Origin of the sequence: Burkholderia sp. BCC1998 (genome assembly GCF_905339875.1) — a bacterium.
Classification (GTDB): Bacteria; Pseudomonadota; Gammaproteobacteria; order Burkholderiales; family Burkholderiaceae; genus Burkholderia.
This window is the reverse complement of the sequence record NZ_CAJPHE010000016.1, coordinates 109,818-125,181: the sequence shown is the minus strand read 5'-3', so window position 1 is coordinate 125,181 and position 15,364 is coordinate 109,818. Positions and strand designations below refer to the sequence as shown.

Here is a 15,364-nt window from a genome sequence, read left to right as displayed (position 1 = left end):
TATCTGTGTACCATCGTGCGAAGGGCGCGGCGCGTGGCGCGGGGCATGACGAGACCTGGCGTCACGGTCCCGTCCGACGCGCGGCGCGGAAGCGGTATCGCAACGAGGACGAGTATTCCATGCGAAGTTTCTTTGTCCGGTTCATCGCAATCGGCGTGGTGTTCCATTTGTATGTCGGGCTGCGGATCATTCCCGATGCCTTCACGTCGCCGCTCGCGCGCACGATCGCGGCGCTCGTGCTGGCGAGCTTCGTCGTGCTGATCCCGGTCGGCATGTTCTCGCGCCGCTTCGACGAAGGCTGGGCCGCGACGCTGGTCGGCTGGCTGGGTTCGATCGCGATGGGTTTCTTCTCGTCGCTGCTGGTGCTGACATTCCTGCGCGAGCTGGTGCTGCTCGGCGTCGTCGTCTGGCGGCATCTGGGGCACGACGGCGCCTGGAGCGGCGCGGCATCCGACACGGCGCTCGGCGTGCTGGCGGGCGCGGTGCTGGTCAGCGCGCTCGGATTCGTCGGCGCGCGCCGCACGGCCGCGGTCAAGCGCGTGTCGATTCCCGTCGACGGGCTGCCGGCCGCGCTCGACGGGCTGACGATCGTGCAACTTTCGGACATTCACGTCGGGCCGACGATCAAGCGCCCGTATATCGAGCGGATCGTGCGCGCGGTCAATGCGCTCGAGGCTGATCTCGTCGTCGTGACGGGCGACGTGGTGGACGGCTCGGTCAAGCGGCTGCGCGAGCACACGGCGCCGCTCGGCCGCATGCAGTCGCGGCACGGCAGCTTCCTCGTGACGGGTAACCACGAGTACTACGCCGGCGCGCACGCATGGATCGACGAGTTCCGGCGGATCGGGTTGACGGTGCTGCTCAACGAACACGTGCTGATCGAGCACGACGGTGCGCGCGCGGTGCTCGCCGGCGTCACCGATTTCACGGCGGGCGGGTTCGATCCCGCGCATCGCAGCGATCCCGAGCAGGCGCTGGCGGGCGCGCCGCACGACGTCGCCACGAAGATCCTGCTTGCGCACCAGCCGCGCAGCGCGGAAGCGGCGAGCCGCGCCGGTTTCACCGTGCAACTGTCCGGCCATACGCACGGCGGGCAGTTCCTGCCGTGGCCGCCGTTCGTGCGCCTGCAGCAGCCCGTGATCGGCGGGCTGAACCGGTTCGGCACGATGTGGCTCTATACCAGCCGCGGCACCGGCTACTGGGGGCCGCCGAACCGCTTCGGCGTGCCGTCCGAGATCACGCTGATCCGCTTGACCCGCGGCCTCTAGCGCGCCGGAATGACAGCGCATGGCGGCGCGCGTCGCCGTTGGCTACCATGCAGGCATGGTTCGCCTGCATCGTTCATTTGCTGCCTGATCCCGACATGTCGACGCCCGATCTTTTCGCCGATTCGCCTGTGCCCGACGTGGACTGGTACCCAGACTGGCTCGCGCCGGCCGACGCCGATCGCGTGCTGGCCGCGCTGATCGACGAGGTCGCGTGGCGGCAGGACACGATCCGCACGCCGCGTGGCCGCATTCCGCTGCCGCGGCTCACCGCGTGGCAGGGCGAGCCCGACGCCGTCTACGTGTATTCGGGGATCCGCAACGTGCCCGCGCCGTGGACGCCGGCCGTGCTCGACCTGAAGCGCGCGGTCGAGGCGACCTGCGGCGCGCGATTCAACAGTGTGCTGCTCAATCGGTATCGCAACGGGCAGGACAGTCTCGGCTGGCATGCCGACAACGAGCCGGAGCTCGGCGACGCGCCGGTTATCGCATCGGTGAGCCTCGGCGCAATGCGCGTGTTCGACCTGCGTCATCGTGCGACCGGCGTCGTGCACGCGTACCGGCTGACACACGGCAGCCTGCTCGTGATGCGCGGCCGCACTCAGGCCGAATGGCAGCACCGCGTGCCGAAGGCGCCGGCCGTGCAGGGCGAGCGCGTCAACCTGACGTTCCGGCGGGTGGTGTCGGCGGGAAGCGGCCGGTAGCGGCGGGAGATGCCGACCGGCGGACGCCACGGGCCGACTTAGGTGATGGTCCGGCGCACGCGTGCCGGTCGCACCCCGTTTTTCATCCGGGCGAAGCAAGCCGCCGTCGATGCGGCACGTTGCCGCACTCAGGTGTCCGGGGCGGCTTGAACCGGCCTGCGAGGCCCGTCCCATAAGGGTTTCAGGTGGTTTTGATTGACCGCCCGGTTCTGATAGGCAGGTGTAAGCCCTGATGGTGCGTCGCAACATTCATTGACTAGACTGTCGAATGGCTGAAACGCGCCGGACGCCGGCGCATTTTTTCGACATGCCTGACGCGTCGCCGACGTGATGCGCAGTGCAGGAGCATAACCCGTGACCGTACTGGACTCATCCCTCGAACCCTCGCTGCACGTCTTCGAACAAGACGGCGGATGGCAATGGGCGCTGACGGTGAAGCGGGCGTCGGGTGTCGGTGTGAAAGTCGTCGCATTCAGCACGGACGGCTTTCGCGGTGAAGCCGACGCATACGCCGCCGGCCAGCTCGCCCGTGCCGAGTACGACGCTGCCGTGACGGCCTGACGTCGCGTCGCGCCGATCCCGCTCGCGGATCGGTGCGGTCGTTTGTTCCCTCGCGTTTCTTCCCCCTTTCGTTTTCTAGTCGCACATCGGCCGTGATCGTGCCGGCCGGTACCGCACGTGAGGCATCCCGATCGCGGATGAGCAGGGCCGGCGGCCCGCCTTGCCCACGGCGACGTTCCGGTGGGCAGTCCTGTCTATCGCTGTTATCCTTTCGATCGCATCGGGCTATATGACAGTCCGGCGACCCGATTCGGGCGCGCCGGGCCATCGGCCGCCTGCGCCGGATCGTGTTGATCCGGTCCGGTCGAAATTCCATAATCAAGCATTGCGGGTCATTCGTGAACGCTTCCATTCCGTCCATGTGCACAGGATCAATCCAACGATGAGCGGCGCATCGAAACCGCCGGCGAAGCCGGCAAGCGCGCCGCGCGCGACAGCCGGCGACGACGTCGACCACGACGCGTCGAAGCAGGGCGCGGGCGACGACGAATCGTCGGGCGGCGCGTCGTCGTATCTGGTGCCGGGCCTCGAGCGCGGGCTGCGGATCCTCGCCGAATTCTCCGCGCGCGAGCCGGTGCTCGGCGCGCCCGAACTGTCGAAGCGCATCGGCATTCCGCGCACGACCACCTTCCGCCTGCTGCAGACGCTCGAAGCGCTCGGCTTTCTCGAGCGCGTGAACGGCGACCGTTATTTCCGGCTCGGCGTCGGCGTGCTGCGGCTCGGCTTCGAATACCTGAATTCGCTGGAACTGACCGATCTCGGCACGCCCGTGCTAGAACGATTGCGCGATGCGACCGGCCTGTCGACGCACCTGCTGATCCGCGACCAGCGCGATGTCGTGTTCGTCGCGAAGGCGCAGAGCAACACGTCGATGTTCGGCTCGGTGAAGGTACACGTCGGCACGCGGCTGCCCGCGCACGCGACCGTGCATGGTCATGTGCTGATGGGCGACCTCACGCGCGACGCGCTGCGCCAGCTGTATCCGGAGAAGCGCCTCGAACAGTACACCGAGCGCACGCCGGGCACGGTGGACGAGTTGTACGAGCGCGTGCGTCATTACGCGCGGCTCGGCTACGCGGTCAGCGAAGCCGCGTTCGAGAGCGGCATCTCGGCCGTGACCGCACCCGTGCGCGACCATTCGGGCGCGATCGTCGCGGCGATCACCGCGACGGTGCCGCGCTCGGAAATCGGCGAGGCCGGCGAGAAGGAGCGGCTCGTCGAAGCGGTATGCGGCGCGGCGGTCGACCTGTCGCAGCGGCTGAACTACCGGCCGCTCGAAAGCGACCCGACGTTCGCGCACGCGCGCCATCGGGTCGCGATGTTCTGATTCGCGGCATGAGCCGCGTCGCGCGGCTTCGTCAGTAGCCTGTCGCAAGTAGCCAAAAAAAGAGCAGCCCGCGGGCTGCTCTTTTCGTTTCCGCCGTCGGGCGCATCCGCCCGCCGCCGCTCTCAGAACGAGTGATGGATGCCGGTCAGCACGATCACCTGGTTCGCGGTGCTCGACGCGCCGGCCGTGAAGAACGCGGCCTTCGCGCCGCCCGAACCGTGCTCGTACAGCACGTTCGCATACAGCTGCGTGCGCTTCGACAGCGCATAGATGTCGCCGAGCTCGACCTGCGTCCAGCGGCGGCCGGCCAGCGTCGTGGTCGCCGCGCCGCCCGCGATCGTGTTGAACGCGCTGCTGCGGTAGTTCACGCCCGCGTCGTAGCTCTGGAACGTGTCGGAAAACCCGTTCGACTGCATCTTCACGCGCGTGTAGAGGCCGTGCACGAGGAAGTCGCCGATCTGGTAGGACGCGCCCGCGCCGATGTTCTCGACCTTGTTCGCGATGTAGCCGGTCGCGGTGTTCTGCCCCTGGAACGACGTGATACCCGTCTGGCTGATCAGGATCGCGCGGTCGTGCTCGTTCGAGTAGACGGCCGACGCCTTGAACGGCCCGTTCGCGTAGTTCAGCGCGACCCCGACCGACTTGCCGGTCGAGAAGTTCGTCGTGTTGCCGAGCGCCATCGCCGCCGCGGCCGAGAAGCCGGCGAAGCTCGGCGAACGGTACTTGACCGCGTTGTTGTACGGCACGTTGCCGGTCGCGGCGAGCCCGTCGATGTTGCCGGGATGGAACGCATACCAGCTCAGCGCGAGATACGCGGTGCTGAGCGGATCGAGATAGTCGAACGTCAGCGGCGTCTGGCGGCCGAGCGTCAGCGTGCCGTAGCGGTCGGAGCTGAGGCCGACGAAGGCCGCGCGGTTCCAGATCGTGTTCGCGGTCGCGAACTGGCCGTTGTTCGTATAGAAGCCGTTTTCGAGCTGGAAGATCGCCGACAGGCCGCTGCCGAGGTCTTCCTTGCCTTTCAGGCCCCACCGGTCGGGTTGCGAGTTGCCCTGGATCATCGCCCACTTCGCGTGGCCGCCGACGTTGTTCACATAGGCGACGCCGGCATCCAGGCTGCCGTACAGCACCACGCTGCTTTGTGCCCAGGCGCCCGACATCGCGCCCATTCCGATGATTGCTGCTGCTACCGCTTGCTTGACCATTTGATCTCCTGACTCTCCAAACCTGATGAGAAACGTGCCGTGGCGGCGGGCGCGGGGGACGGCCGGCCGTCGCGCGTTCTTCACCACCGGGCGGGCATTTTTAATGTTCCATATAAGGAACAATGTGCCTCTGATGGAATGAAGTATAGAGGTGTCGTGCGCCGGATCAAAAATAAATTTATCGGGCCGGATGCGGGTGGTGACGATCCACAACACGGGACCGAGCGTCCTGAAAAAAGGACTTAAATCCCCGACACTAAACAAAAAATCACCTTTTTGAAGATGAGTGGCGGCGATCGTCGACCCGGCGGTCGGTGTTTTCCCTAGGACGTGCAGCTTTTTGTTTTACTCGTGGGAAGTCGCTCCTATAATCACCATCCATAAACTGCTGTTCCGGGTATGGAACAAACCCGGGGCGAACCGAGAGTCGATCAGAAGGAAGGGTGTGAGATGTCTGAACAATGGGTTTGTGCCGGGCACGCCGGCGCGCTGTCGGAAGACACGCCGATCGAGTTCAAGCGGACCGACGGCGTCGAAATCGGGATCTACCGCGTCGGCGACGAGGTGTATGCGCTCGAGAACGTGTGCCCGCATGCCTACGCGCTGCTGACGCAGGGGTTCGTCGACGAAGGCACGGTCGAATGTCCGCTGCACGAGGCCGTGTTCGACATCAAGACGGGCGAATGCCTGAAGGGCCCGGGCGGGCGCGCGCTGAAGCAGTACGCGGTGCGCCTGGCCGGCGAGGAAATCCAGATCAAGGTGGAGTAACCGATGAAAGAAGCGACCGTCAACTTCAATCCGTTCCTGAAGCCGTGGGTGGCGCCGCAGCCGAACAACGTCGCCGGCAAGGGGCAGATCGAGATCCCGGGCCAGGTCGAGAACCGCATCTGGCAAAACCGCAAGGCCGAGCCGACGCAGTACGAGAACGATCTGGGCGATGCGCTCGAACGCGTGTTCGAGAGCGGCGCGACCGAGCTGGACGAGGTCGTCGCGGGCCTGAACCGCATCGGCTTCCGCGCGCCGGACGGCACGGCGTGGACGCCCGAGCGCTTCCGCGCCGAAATGGCCTCGCTGGCGGAATGAGCGCACCGACCGCGCCGCACGCCTGAGCGCCGACCCGACAACCGCATCCGGAGCACACTGATGACGTCCCCCGCACAACACGAAACACAACACGACCCGGTCCGCGACTACCTCGACCGCGGCATCAAGAACTACTGGTATCCCGTTGCGCCCAGCTGGCAGGTGTCGAATGCGCCCGTCGGCCTCACGCGCCTGTCCGAGCAGATCGTGCTGTGGCGCGATCACGAAGGCAAAGTCCATGCGCTCGAAGACCGTTGCCCGCACCGCGGCGCGCGCCTGTCGCTCGGCTGGAACCTCGGCGGCAGCATCGCGTGCTGGTATCACGGCATCGAAGTCGACGGCGGCGGCACGGTCAACCGCGTGCCGGCCGTATCGAACTGTCCGCTCGAAGGCACGAAGTGCGTGAAGTCGTATCCGGTCGAAGAGAAGGCCGGCGCGATCTTCCTGTGGTTCGGCGACGAAGCGCACGGCGAGCCGGCGCCGCTGAACCTGCCGGAAGAACTGGTCGCCGACGAATACGCGCACTTCCTGTGCGTGTCGAACTGGAAGTGCAATTACCAGTACGCGATCGACAACGTGATGGACCCGATGCACGGCGCGTACCTGCACGCGACGTCGCACTCGATGGCCGAAGGCGACAAGCAGGCCGACATGCGCGTGCGGAAGACGGAAACGGGCCTGATGTTCGAGAAGATCGGCCAGCGCGACGTGAACTTCGACTGGGTCGAGCTCGGCGAAACCGGCTGCCTGTGGATGCGCCTCGCGATTCCGTACAAGCAGAAGTTCGGCCCGGGCGGCAACTTCGGGATCATCGGCTTCGCGACGCCGGTCGACGGCGACAACTGCCAGGTCTACTTCTGGCGTACGCGCAAGGTCAGCGGCTGGCAGCGCGACGTGTGGCGCTTCATGTACCGCAACCGCCTCGAAGGCCTGCACTGGGACGTGCTCGAGCAGGACCGCTACGTCCTCGAGAGCCTCGCGCCGAACGCGCGCGATCACGAATACCTGTACCAGCACGACGTCGGCATGACGCGCGTGCGCCGGATGCTGCGCACGCGTGCGCAGGAGCATCTTTCCGCGCTCGACGCGCATCGCGCGGCGCAGGCCGCGGCGGAGCCCGCGAATGGCTGAGTTCGCACCGGTCGTGTCGCTGCCGGGGCGCCGCGTGCTCGTCACGGGCGGCGCGCGCGGTCTCGGCGCCGCGTTCGTGAAGGCGCTCGTCGAAGCGGGCGCGCAGGTCGCATTCGGCGACGTGCTCGCCGAAGAGGGCCGCGCGCTGGCCGCGCAGCTCACGCAAGCCGGCCACACCGCGCATTTCTTCACGCTCGACCTGGCCGATCCGGCGAGCGTCACGGCTTTCGTCGCGCAGGGCGCGGCGGCGCTCGGCGGCATCGACGCACTGATCAACAACGCGGCGATCACGAACTCGGGCGGCAAGCTGTCGACGGAGCTCGACGTGTCGACCTGGGATGCCGTGATGAACGTGAACGTGCGCGGCGTCTGGCTCGTCAGCAATGCGGCGCTGCCGTACCTCGCGCAATCGGGCCGCGGCGCGATCGTGAACCTCGCATCGGACACCGCGCTGTGGGGCGCGCCGAAGCTGCTCGCGTACGTCGCCAGCAAGGGCGCGGTGATCGCGATGACGCATGCGCAGGCGCGCGAGTTCGGCGCCCACGGCGTGACGGTCAACGCGATCGCGCCGGGGCTCACCGAAGTCGAGGCGACGGCCTACGTGCCGGCGGAACGCCACGCGTTCTACATGCAGGGCCGCGCGCTGACGCGCGCGCAGGTGCCCGAGGACGTGACGGGCCCCGTGCTGTTCCTGCTGTCGGACGGCGCGCGCTTCGTGACGGGTCAATTGCTGCCGGTAAACGGCGGCTTCGTAATGAATTGAATTGAAGTTTTCACTCTGATGAAGGAGAGGACGATGGCGGACGCCGATCTCGAACGCAAGTCGTGGGACCAGCCGGAAGGCGCAAGCTTCAACGACTGGATGGAAGGGCGCGTCGCGCGCTACGCGACGCGGCGCTACGACTGGGACGCGCTGAAGTTCCAGGCCGACTACGACCCGAAGTACCGCCGCGCGCAGATGCGCTACGTCGGCACGGGCGGCACGGGCGTCGCGAAGGACGTCAACACGGTGCCGGCCGGCGGCTTCACGTTCTCGACCATGGTCATTCCGGCCGGCAACATCGGCCCGAGCCACATCCATATCGACGTGGAAGAAATCTTCTTCGTGCTGCGCGGCAAGATGAAGGTGATCTGCGAGCGCGACGGCGAGACCTGGGAAGCGATCCTCGGCGAGCGCGACCTGATCTCGGTGCCGCCGGGCGTGTACCGCACGGAAATCAACATCGGCGAGGAAGACGCGCTGATGTGCGTGATGCTCGGTTCGCCGAAGCCCATCACGCCGACGTATCCGCCGGATTCGCCGCTCGCGAAGATCAAGCGCTGAGACGGGGCGGAGCAAGCAATGCGTGTCATCGACAAACGTGAACGCGACCGCACCGCGGCGTTCGCCGCGCTGCTCGGGCAGTTTCCCGAACAGCGCTGCGCGGCCGGCGCGGCGGGCACGATCGGCTACCGTGAGGCTGGCGCAGGCGAGGCCGGCGCGCAGCATGCGGGCCGCGCGCTGCCCGTCGTGCTGCTGCACGGGATCGGCTCGGGCGCCGCATCGTGGGTGTGCCAGCTCGACTCGCTCGGCGCGTCGCGCCGCGTGCTCGCGTGGGATGCGCCCGGCTACGGCGTGTCGACGCCCGTGCACGGCGCGTCGCCGGCGGCCGCCGATTACGCGGCGTCGCTGAACGCGTGGCTCGAGGCACTCGGCATCGAACGCTGCGTGCTGGTCGGGCATTCGCTCGGCGCGATCGTCGCGGGCGGGTTGGCCCGCGTGATGCCCGCGCGGATCGCCGGCCTGCTGCTGATCTCGCCCGCGGGCGGTTACGGCAGCGCGCCCGCGGAAACGCGCGACACGCGCCGCGATGCACGCCTCGCGATGCTCGACGAACTCGGCCCGGCCGGGCTCGCCGAACAGCGCAGCGGCAACATGCTGTCGGGTTTCGCGAGCGAGGATGCGCGTGCATGGGTACGCTGGAACATGGCGCGCATCGTGCCGGCCGGTTATGCGCAGGCCACGCATCTGCTCGCGAACGCCGATCTCGCGTCCGATCTCGCCGGCTTTCGCGGCCGCACGGCGGTGGCGGTCGGCGCGAACGACGCGATCACGCCGCCGGCTGCCTGCGAGCGGATCGCCGCTGCCGCGCACGTCGGGCTGCAGGTGATTCCGCAGGCCGGTCATGCGGGCTACGTGGAAGCGCCGGCGGTCTACTCGTCGCTGATCGACGCGTTCTGCCGTCAATGCGACCGTCAACGGGGGCTGGAATGAACTACCCCCACGCTCACATTCGTTCGCTTGGGGGGGCGCAGCCCGCCCAATCCCGACATGCATTTCAACGTGCCCCTGGGGCGGCCCGACCGGAGGCATCATGAGCGAACCGTTGCAACAACAGGATGCGGACACCGCGAAGTCCGAGGCCAACTACGTGGTGCCGGGCCTCGAACGCGGTTTGCGGATCCTCGCCGAATTCTCGCCGCGCGAGCCGGTGCTCGGCGCGCCGGAACTGTCCAAGCGCCTCGGCATTCCGCGCACGACGGTGTTCCGTCTGCTGCAGACGCTCGAATCGCTCGGCTTTCTCGAGCGCGCGGACAAGGATCGCAACTACAAGCTCGGCATCGCCGTGCTGCGGCTCGGCTTCGAATACCTGAGCTCGCTCGAGCTGACCGATCTCGGCCTGCCGGTGATCGAGAGCCTGCGCGATGCGACCGGCTTCACGACGCACATCGTGATCCGTGACGGCCGCGACGTGGTGTTCGTCGCGAAGGCGCAGAGCCAGTCGCCGGTGTTCAGCTCGATTCGCGTGAACGTCGGCACGCGGCTGCCCGCGCATGCGACGACCCACGGCCACGTGCTGATGGGCGACCTGTCGCTGAAGGAGTTGCGTGCGCTGTATCCGGAAGGAGCGCTGAACCGGATGACGAGCGCGACGCCGGAAACGGTCGATGCGCTGTACGAAGTGATCCGGGAAGATGCGCTGCGCGGCTACGGCGTCAGCAATTCGTCGTTCGAGCGCGGCATTTCGGTGGTCACGGCGCCGGTGCGCAACGACACGCAGAGGATCGTCGCGTGCATCACGGTGACGGTGCCGCGGCCGGAGATCGACGCGGCGCTGATCGCCGACGGGCTGATCGACAAGGTGCAGCGCGCGGCGGCGGAATTGTCGCGGCGGCTCAATTACCGCTCGGATGACGAGCACACGTTTCTCAAGGCTTTAGGACTGCGATGATTCAGATCGATCTGACCGGGCAGGTGGCGGTGGTGACGGGCGGTTCGTCCGGCATCGGCCTCGCGACTGCCGAACGGTTCCTGCAGGCCGGCGCATCGGTCGCGATTTGCGGCCGCGACGGCGAGCGTCTCGCGCGCGCCGAGGCGATGCTCGGCGAGAAATATCCGGGCGCGCCGCTGCTCGCGGTGCGCTGCAACGTGCTCGACGAAGCCGACGTGGCCGCGTTCGCGCAGGCCGTGTCCGACCGCTTCGGCCGCGCCGACATGCTCGTCAACAACGCAGGCCAGGGCCGCGTGTCGACTTTCGCCGATACGACCGACGACGCATGGCGCGAAGAGCTCGAACTGAAGTACTTCAGCATCATCCGCCCGACGCGCGCATTCCTGCCGCTGTTGCGCGATGCGGCCGCGCCGACGATCACCTGCGTGAATTCGCTGCTCGCGCTGCAGCCGGAGCCGCACATGGTCGCGACGTCGTCGGCGCGCGCGGGCGTGCTGAGCCTCGTGAAGTCGCTCGCGACCGAACTCGCGCCGCAGCGCATCCGCGTGAACTCGATCCTGATCGGCATCGTGGAGTCGGGGCAGTGGCGCCGCCGATACGAAGCGCAGGCGCCGGCCGGCGAAAGCTGGGAGGACTGGACGGGCGCGCTCGCCCGCAAGAAGAACATTCCGCTGAACCGCTTCGGCAAGCCCGACGAGGCAGCCTGGGCACTTTTTTATCTCGCAACGCATCTGTCGTCCTACACGACGGGCAGCCATATCGACGTTTCTGGAGGCTTTGCACGCCATGTCTAAAAAAACCACGGTTGGCGAGCTGATTGCCGCCTTTCTCGAGCAGTGCGACGTCAAAACCGCATTCGGTGTCATCTCGATCCACAACATGCCGATCCTTGACGCGATCAACTCGCGCGGCAACATCCGGTATGTCGGCGCGCGCGGCGAAGCGGGCGCGGTGAACATGGCCGACGGGCTGGCCCGCGTGTCGGGCGGTCTCGGTGTCGCGTTCACGAGCACCGGCACGGCGGCGGGCAACGCGGCCGGCGCGATGGTCGAGGCGCTGACGGCCGGCACGGCACTGCTGCACATCACGGGGCAGATCGAGACGCCATACCTCGACCAGGATCTGGCGTACATCCACGAAGCGCCGGACCAGCTCACGATGCTCGATGCGATCTCGAAGGCCGCGTTCCGCGTGCGCACGGTCGAGACCGTGCTGCCGACGATCCGCGAAGCCGTGCGCATCGCGCAGACGGCGCCGACGGGCCCCGTGTCGGTCGAGATCCCGATCGACATCCAGGCCGCGGAAATCGAATGGCCGGAAGATCTCGCGCCGGCGCACGTCGCGGTGCGCGAGCACGACGATGCACGCGTCGCGAAGCTCGCCGACGCGCTGGCGGCCAAGCGCCGTCCGCTGCTGTGGCTCGGCGGCGGCGCGCGTCATGCGCGTGCGGAAGTCGAACGCCTGGTGAAGCTCGGCTTCGGCGTCGTGACGAGCGTGCAGGGCCGCGGCGTGCTGCCCGAGGATCACCCGGCGACGCTCGGCGCGTTCAACGTGCATTCGGCGGTCGAAGCGTTCTACAAGACCTGCGACGCGCTCGTCGTGGTCGGCTCGCGCCTGCGCGGCAACGAGACGCTGAAGTACAAGCTCGCGCTGCCGCAGCCGCTGTTCCGCGTCGACGCCGATGCGCTCGCCGACAACCGCGGCTATCGCAACGAGCTGTTCGTGCACGGCGATTCGAAACGCGTGCTGGCCGAGCTGGCCGATCGCCTCGAAGGCCGCCTGTCGGTCGATCCGCAGTTCGCGGGCGATCTCGCGGCGGCGCGCGAAGCGGCCGTCGCGAGCGTGGCGGAAGGCCTCGGGCCGTACAAGAAGCTGGTCGATACGCTGCAGGGCGCAGTGGGCCGCGACTACAACTGGGTGCGCGACGTGACGATCTCGAACAGCACGTGGGGCAACCGCCTGCTGAAGATCTTCGAACCGCGCGCGGGCGTGCATGCGCTCGGCGGCGGCATCGGCCAGGGCATCCAGATGGGCATCGGCGCGGCGCTGGCCGGCTCGGCGGCGAAGACGGTCTGCCTGGTCGGCGACGGCGGCCTGATGGTCAACGTCGGCGAGCTCGTGACGGCCGTGCAGGAAAACGCGAACGTGATGATCGTGCTGATGAACGACCAGTGCTACGGCGTGATCCGCAACATCCAGGACGCGCACTACGGCGGCCGCCGCTGCTTCGTGCAGCTGCACCAGCCGGATTTCGCGCAGTTCTGCGCGAGCTTCGGCCTCACGCACTACCGGATCACGTCGCTCGACCAGGCGGAAGCGATCGTGCTCGAAGGGATCGCGAAGGAAGGGCCGGTGATGGTCGAAGTCGACATGCTGTCGGTCGGCTCGTTCGCATCGCAGTTCGCGGGCCCGCCGGTGAAGAAGGAAGAGACGCCGTCGGAGCGCCAGTATGCATAACGGCCAGCGACACGGGCATGCGCCCGTCGACGTCGCGATGATCGGCTTCGGCGCGATCGGTGCCGCCGTGTATCACGCGGTCGAGCACGATGCGTCGTTGCGCGTCGCGCACGTGATCGTGCCCGAGCATCAGCGCGACGCGGTGCAGCGTGAGCTCGGCGGTGCGGTGGAGGTCGTGTCGTCGGTCGACGCGCTGGCTCGCCGCCCCGAGTTCGCGCTCGAATGCGCGGGTCACAGCGCGCTCGTCGATCACGTCGTGCCGTTGCTGAAGGCCGGCACCGACTGCGCGGTCGCATCGATCGGCGCGTTGTCCGACCTCGCGCTGCTCGACGTGCTGTCGCAGGCGGCCGACGAGGGCGGCACGACGGTGACGCTGCTGTCCGGCGCGATCGGCGGGATCGACGCGCTGGCGTCCGCGAAGCAGGGCGGCCTCGACGAAGTGCTGTACGTCGGCCGCAAGCCGCCGCTCGGCTGGCTCGGCACGCCCGCCGAGGAGCTGTGCGACTTGCGTGCGATGACCGGGGAAAAGGTGATCTTCGAAGGCAGTGCGCGCGACGCCGCGCGCCTGTATCCGAAGAACGCGAACGTCGCGGCGACGGTCGCGCTCGCGGGCCTCGGCCTCGACGCGACGCACGTGCGCCTGATCGCCGACCCGGCGGTCGAACGCAACGTGCACCGCATCACCGCGCGCGGCGCGTTCGGCGAGATGTCGCTCGAAATGAGCGGCAAGCCGTTGCCCGACAACCCGAAGACGTCCGCGTTGACCGCGTACAGCGCGATCCGCGCGCTGCGCAACCGCGCGGCCCGCTGCGTGATCTGAGCAGGCAGACAACCCGGACAACCAGGCCGACGCGGCCATTCGGGCCATTGAACGGCCGCCGGCGCCACGGCGCGGGCGGCTGCGCAGAGACAGATTTGTGGGACTTGTGACATGACTCCATTCGATACGAGCCTCGTACCCAACGGCGACATCCTGATCGGCGGCGAGTGGCGGCGCGGCCGCGGCGCGCCTTACGCGAGCATCTATCCGGCCGACCAGTCGCTGAACATGGAAGTCTCGACGGCGAACGCGGAAGACGCGGCCGACGCCGTCGTGGCCGCCGACGCAGCGTGGCGGCGCGCCGACTGGGCCGGCCTCAAGCCGCACCAGCGCGCGCTGGTGCTGTACCGGATCGCCGACCTGATCATGCAGCGTCACGAGGCGCTCGCGAACCTGCAACGCCGCGACAACGGCAAGCCGATCGGCGAGACGCGCGTGCTGGTGGCGAGTGCGGCCAACACGTTCCGCTATTTCGCGGCGTGCCTGGAAACGCTCGACGAAGAACTGACGCCGTCGCGCGGCGACTACCTGACGATGAGCGTGCACGAGCCGATCGGCGTGATCGCCGCGATCACGCCGTGGAATTCGCCGATCGCGTCCGACGCGCAGAAGCTCGCGCCGGCGCTCGCCGGCGGCAACGCGGTGGTGCTCAAGCCGGCCGAGGTGACGCCGCTCGTGTCGCTCGCGCTGGCCCGCATCTGCGAGGAAGCCGGCGTGCCGAAGGGCGTGCTGAGCGTGCTGCCGGGCAAGGGCTCGGTGATCGGCGACGTGCTGGTGCGCCATCCGCTCGTGAAGAAGGTGTCGTTTACCGGCGGCACCGAAGTGGGCCGCGGCATCGCGCGCATCGCGGCGGAAAAGCTGATGCCCGTGTCGCTCGAACTCGGCGGCAAGTCGCCGACGATCGTATGCGACGACGCGGATCTCGATCACGCGGTGAACGGCGTGCTGTACGGCATCTTCAGCTCGTCGGGCGAAGCGTGCATCGCGGGTTCGCGGCTGTTCGTGCAGCGCTCGGTATACGACGAGTTCATGAAGCGCCTGGTCGCGGGCGCACGCAAGCTGCGCGTGGGCGACCCCACGCGGCCCGACACGCAGATGGGCCCGCTGATCACCGCGAAGCATCGCGAGTCGGTGGAACGCTACGTCGCGCTCGGGCTGGAGGAAGGCGGCCGCCTGCTGTGCGGCGGCGAACGGCCGTCGGGCGACGGGCGCGAGGACGGCTTCTTCTACCAGCCGACGATTCTCGAAGGCTTGCCGAACAGCGCGCGCATCTGCCAGGAGGAAATCTTCGGGCCGGTGCTGGTCGCGATGCCGTTCGACGACGAAGCGTCGCTGATCGCGCAGGCGAACGACAGCGTGTTCGGCCTCGCCGCCGGCATCTGGACGCGCGACTACAAGCGCGCATGGCGCATCGCGCGGGCGCTGGAGACGGGCACCGTCTGGATCAACACGTACAAGCTGTTTTCGATCTCCACGCCGTTCTCGGGCTGGAAGGAGAGCGGGATGGGCCGCGAGAAGGGCCGTCTCGGCATCCGCGAGTACATGCAGCAGAAGAGCCTCTACTGGGGCTTGAACGACGCGCCGCTGCCGTGGGCGAACTGA

Annotated in this window: 16 protein-coding genes; 15 read left to right on the top strand and 1 reads right to left on the bottom strand. The window is 67.8% G+C overall.

Annotated features, from left to right (window positions below; genetic code table 11):
- Window positions 1–119: 119 nt before the first annotated feature.
- The 4 genes from U5A56_RS25215 (at window position 120) to U5A56_RS25200 (ending at window position 3,857) form a co-directional block, all read left to right on the top strand.
- On the top strand, window positions 120–1,268 hold the full coding sequence (locus U5A56_RS25215; RefSeq protein WP_321925100.1) for a metallophosphoesterase: 1,149 nt from the start codon (window positions 120–122) through the stop codon (window positions 1,266–1,268).
- A 95-nt stretch (window positions 1,269–1,363) separates the two neighbouring features.
- Window positions 1,364–1,969: an alpha-ketoglutarate-dependent dioxygenase AlkB family protein gene (locus U5A56_RS25210; RefSeq protein WP_044843167.1), complete on the top strand. Its 606-nt coding sequence runs from the start codon at window positions 1,364–1,366 to the stop codon at window positions 1,967–1,969.
- Between the two features lie 354 nt (window positions 1,970–2,323).
- The gene (locus tag U5A56_RS25205; RefSeq protein ID WP_044843168.1) at window positions 2,324–2,530 is read left to right on the top strand and encodes a hypothetical protein; all 207 of its coding nucleotides are present in this window, start codon (window positions 2,324–2,326) and stop codon (window positions 2,528–2,530) included.
- A 382-nt stretch (window positions 2,531–2,912) separates the two neighbouring features.
- On the top strand, window positions 2,913–3,857 hold the full coding sequence (locus U5A56_RS25200; protein WP_321925098.1) for an IclR family transcriptional regulator: 945 nt from the start codon (window positions 2,913–2,915) through the stop codon (window positions 3,855–3,857).
- Window positions 3,858–3,979: 122 nt separating this feature from the next.
- On the opposite strand, the gene U5A56_RS25195 is transcribed toward U5A56_RS25200, so the two are convergent.
- The gene (locus U5A56_RS25195) at window positions 3,980–5,059 is read right to left on the bottom strand and encodes a porin (RefSeq protein WP_321925096.1); all 1,080 of its coding nucleotides are present in this window, start codon (window positions 5,057–5,059) and stop codon (window positions 3,980–3,982) included.
- 450 nt (window positions 5,060–5,509) lie between these two features.
- Here U5A56_RS25195 and U5A56_RS25190 point away from each other — a divergent pair, with 450 nt between their 5' ends.
- The 11 genes from U5A56_RS25190 to U5A56_RS25140 all read left to right on the top strand — a co-directional run bounded on the left by U5A56_RS25190 (window position 5,510) and on the right by U5A56_RS25140 (window position 15,364).
- Complete coding sequence (locus U5A56_RS25190; protein WP_006758060.1) at window positions 5,510–5,827, top strand: non-heme iron oxygenase ferredoxin subunit; 318 nt, start codon at window positions 5,510–5,512, stop codon at window positions 5,825–5,827.
- A 3-nt stretch (window positions 5,828–5,830) separates the two neighbouring features.
- Window positions 5,831–6,142 (top strand): recombinase-like helix-turn-helix domain-containing protein, encoded by a 312-nt coding sequence (locus U5A56_RS25185; RefSeq protein WP_044843171.1) that lies wholly within the window; start codon window positions 5,831–5,833, stop codon window positions 6,140–6,142.
- Between the two features lie 60 nt (window positions 6,143–6,202).
- Window positions 6,203–7,273 carry an aromatic ring-hydroxylating dioxygenase subunit alpha gene (locus U5A56_RS25180; protein WP_321811607.1) on the top strand — a complete coding sequence of 357 codons (1,071 nt, stop codon included), beginning with the start codon at window positions 6,203–6,205 and terminating at the stop codon, window positions 7,271–7,273.
- Complete coding sequence (locus U5A56_RS25175) at window positions 7,266–8,036, top strand: SDR family oxidoreductase (RefSeq protein WP_124520791.1); 771 nt, start codon at window positions 7,266–7,268, stop codon at window positions 8,034–8,036. The genes U5A56_RS25180 and U5A56_RS25175 overlap by 8 nt, the downstream gene beginning before the upstream one ends.
- Window positions 8,037–8,069: 33 nt before the next feature.
- Window positions 8,070–8,597 carry a cupin domain-containing protein gene (locus U5A56_RS25170; protein ID WP_321925093.1) on the top strand — a complete coding sequence of 176 codons (528 nt, stop codon included), beginning with the start codon at window positions 8,070–8,072 and terminating at the stop codon, window positions 8,595–8,597.
- An 18-nt stretch (window positions 8,598–8,615) separates the two neighbouring features.
- On the top strand, window positions 8,616–9,527 hold the full coding sequence (locus tag U5A56_RS25165; RefSeq protein ID WP_321811608.1) for an alpha/beta fold hydrolase: 912 nt from the start codon (window positions 8,616–8,618) through the stop codon (window positions 9,525–9,527).
- A gap of 100 nt (window positions 9,528–9,627) precedes the next feature.
- Window positions 9,628–10,485: an IclR family transcriptional regulator gene (locus U5A56_RS25160; protein ID WP_321811609.1), complete on the top strand. Its 858-nt coding sequence runs from the start codon at window positions 9,628–9,630 to the stop codon at window positions 10,483–10,485.
- The gene (locus tag U5A56_RS25155) at window positions 10,482–11,279 is read left to right on the top strand and encodes an SDR family oxidoreductase (protein WP_124488178.1); all 798 of its coding nucleotides are present in this window, start codon (window positions 10,482–10,484) and stop codon (window positions 11,277–11,279) included. Before U5A56_RS25160 ends, U5A56_RS25155 begins: the two co-directional genes overlap by 4 nt.
- Window positions 11,272–12,942 carry a thiamine pyrophosphate-binding protein gene (locus U5A56_RS25150; RefSeq protein WP_321925090.1) on the top strand — a complete coding sequence of 557 codons (1,671 nt, stop codon included), beginning with the start codon at window positions 11,272–11,274 and terminating at the stop codon, window positions 12,940–12,942. Before U5A56_RS25155 ends, U5A56_RS25150 begins: the two co-directional genes overlap by 8 nt.
- The gene (locus U5A56_RS25145) at window positions 12,935–13,762 is read left to right on the top strand and encodes an aspartate dehydrogenase (RefSeq protein ID WP_044843178.1); all 828 of its coding nucleotides are present in this window, start codon (window positions 12,935–12,937) and stop codon (window positions 13,760–13,762) included. The genes U5A56_RS25150 and U5A56_RS25145 overlap by 8 nt, the downstream gene beginning before the upstream one ends.
- A gap of 111 nt (window positions 13,763–13,873) precedes the next feature.
- Window positions 13,874–15,364: an aldehyde dehydrogenase gene (locus U5A56_RS25140; RefSeq protein WP_124488176.1), complete on the top strand. Its 1,491-nt coding sequence runs from the start codon at window positions 13,874–13,876 to the stop codon at window positions 15,362–15,364.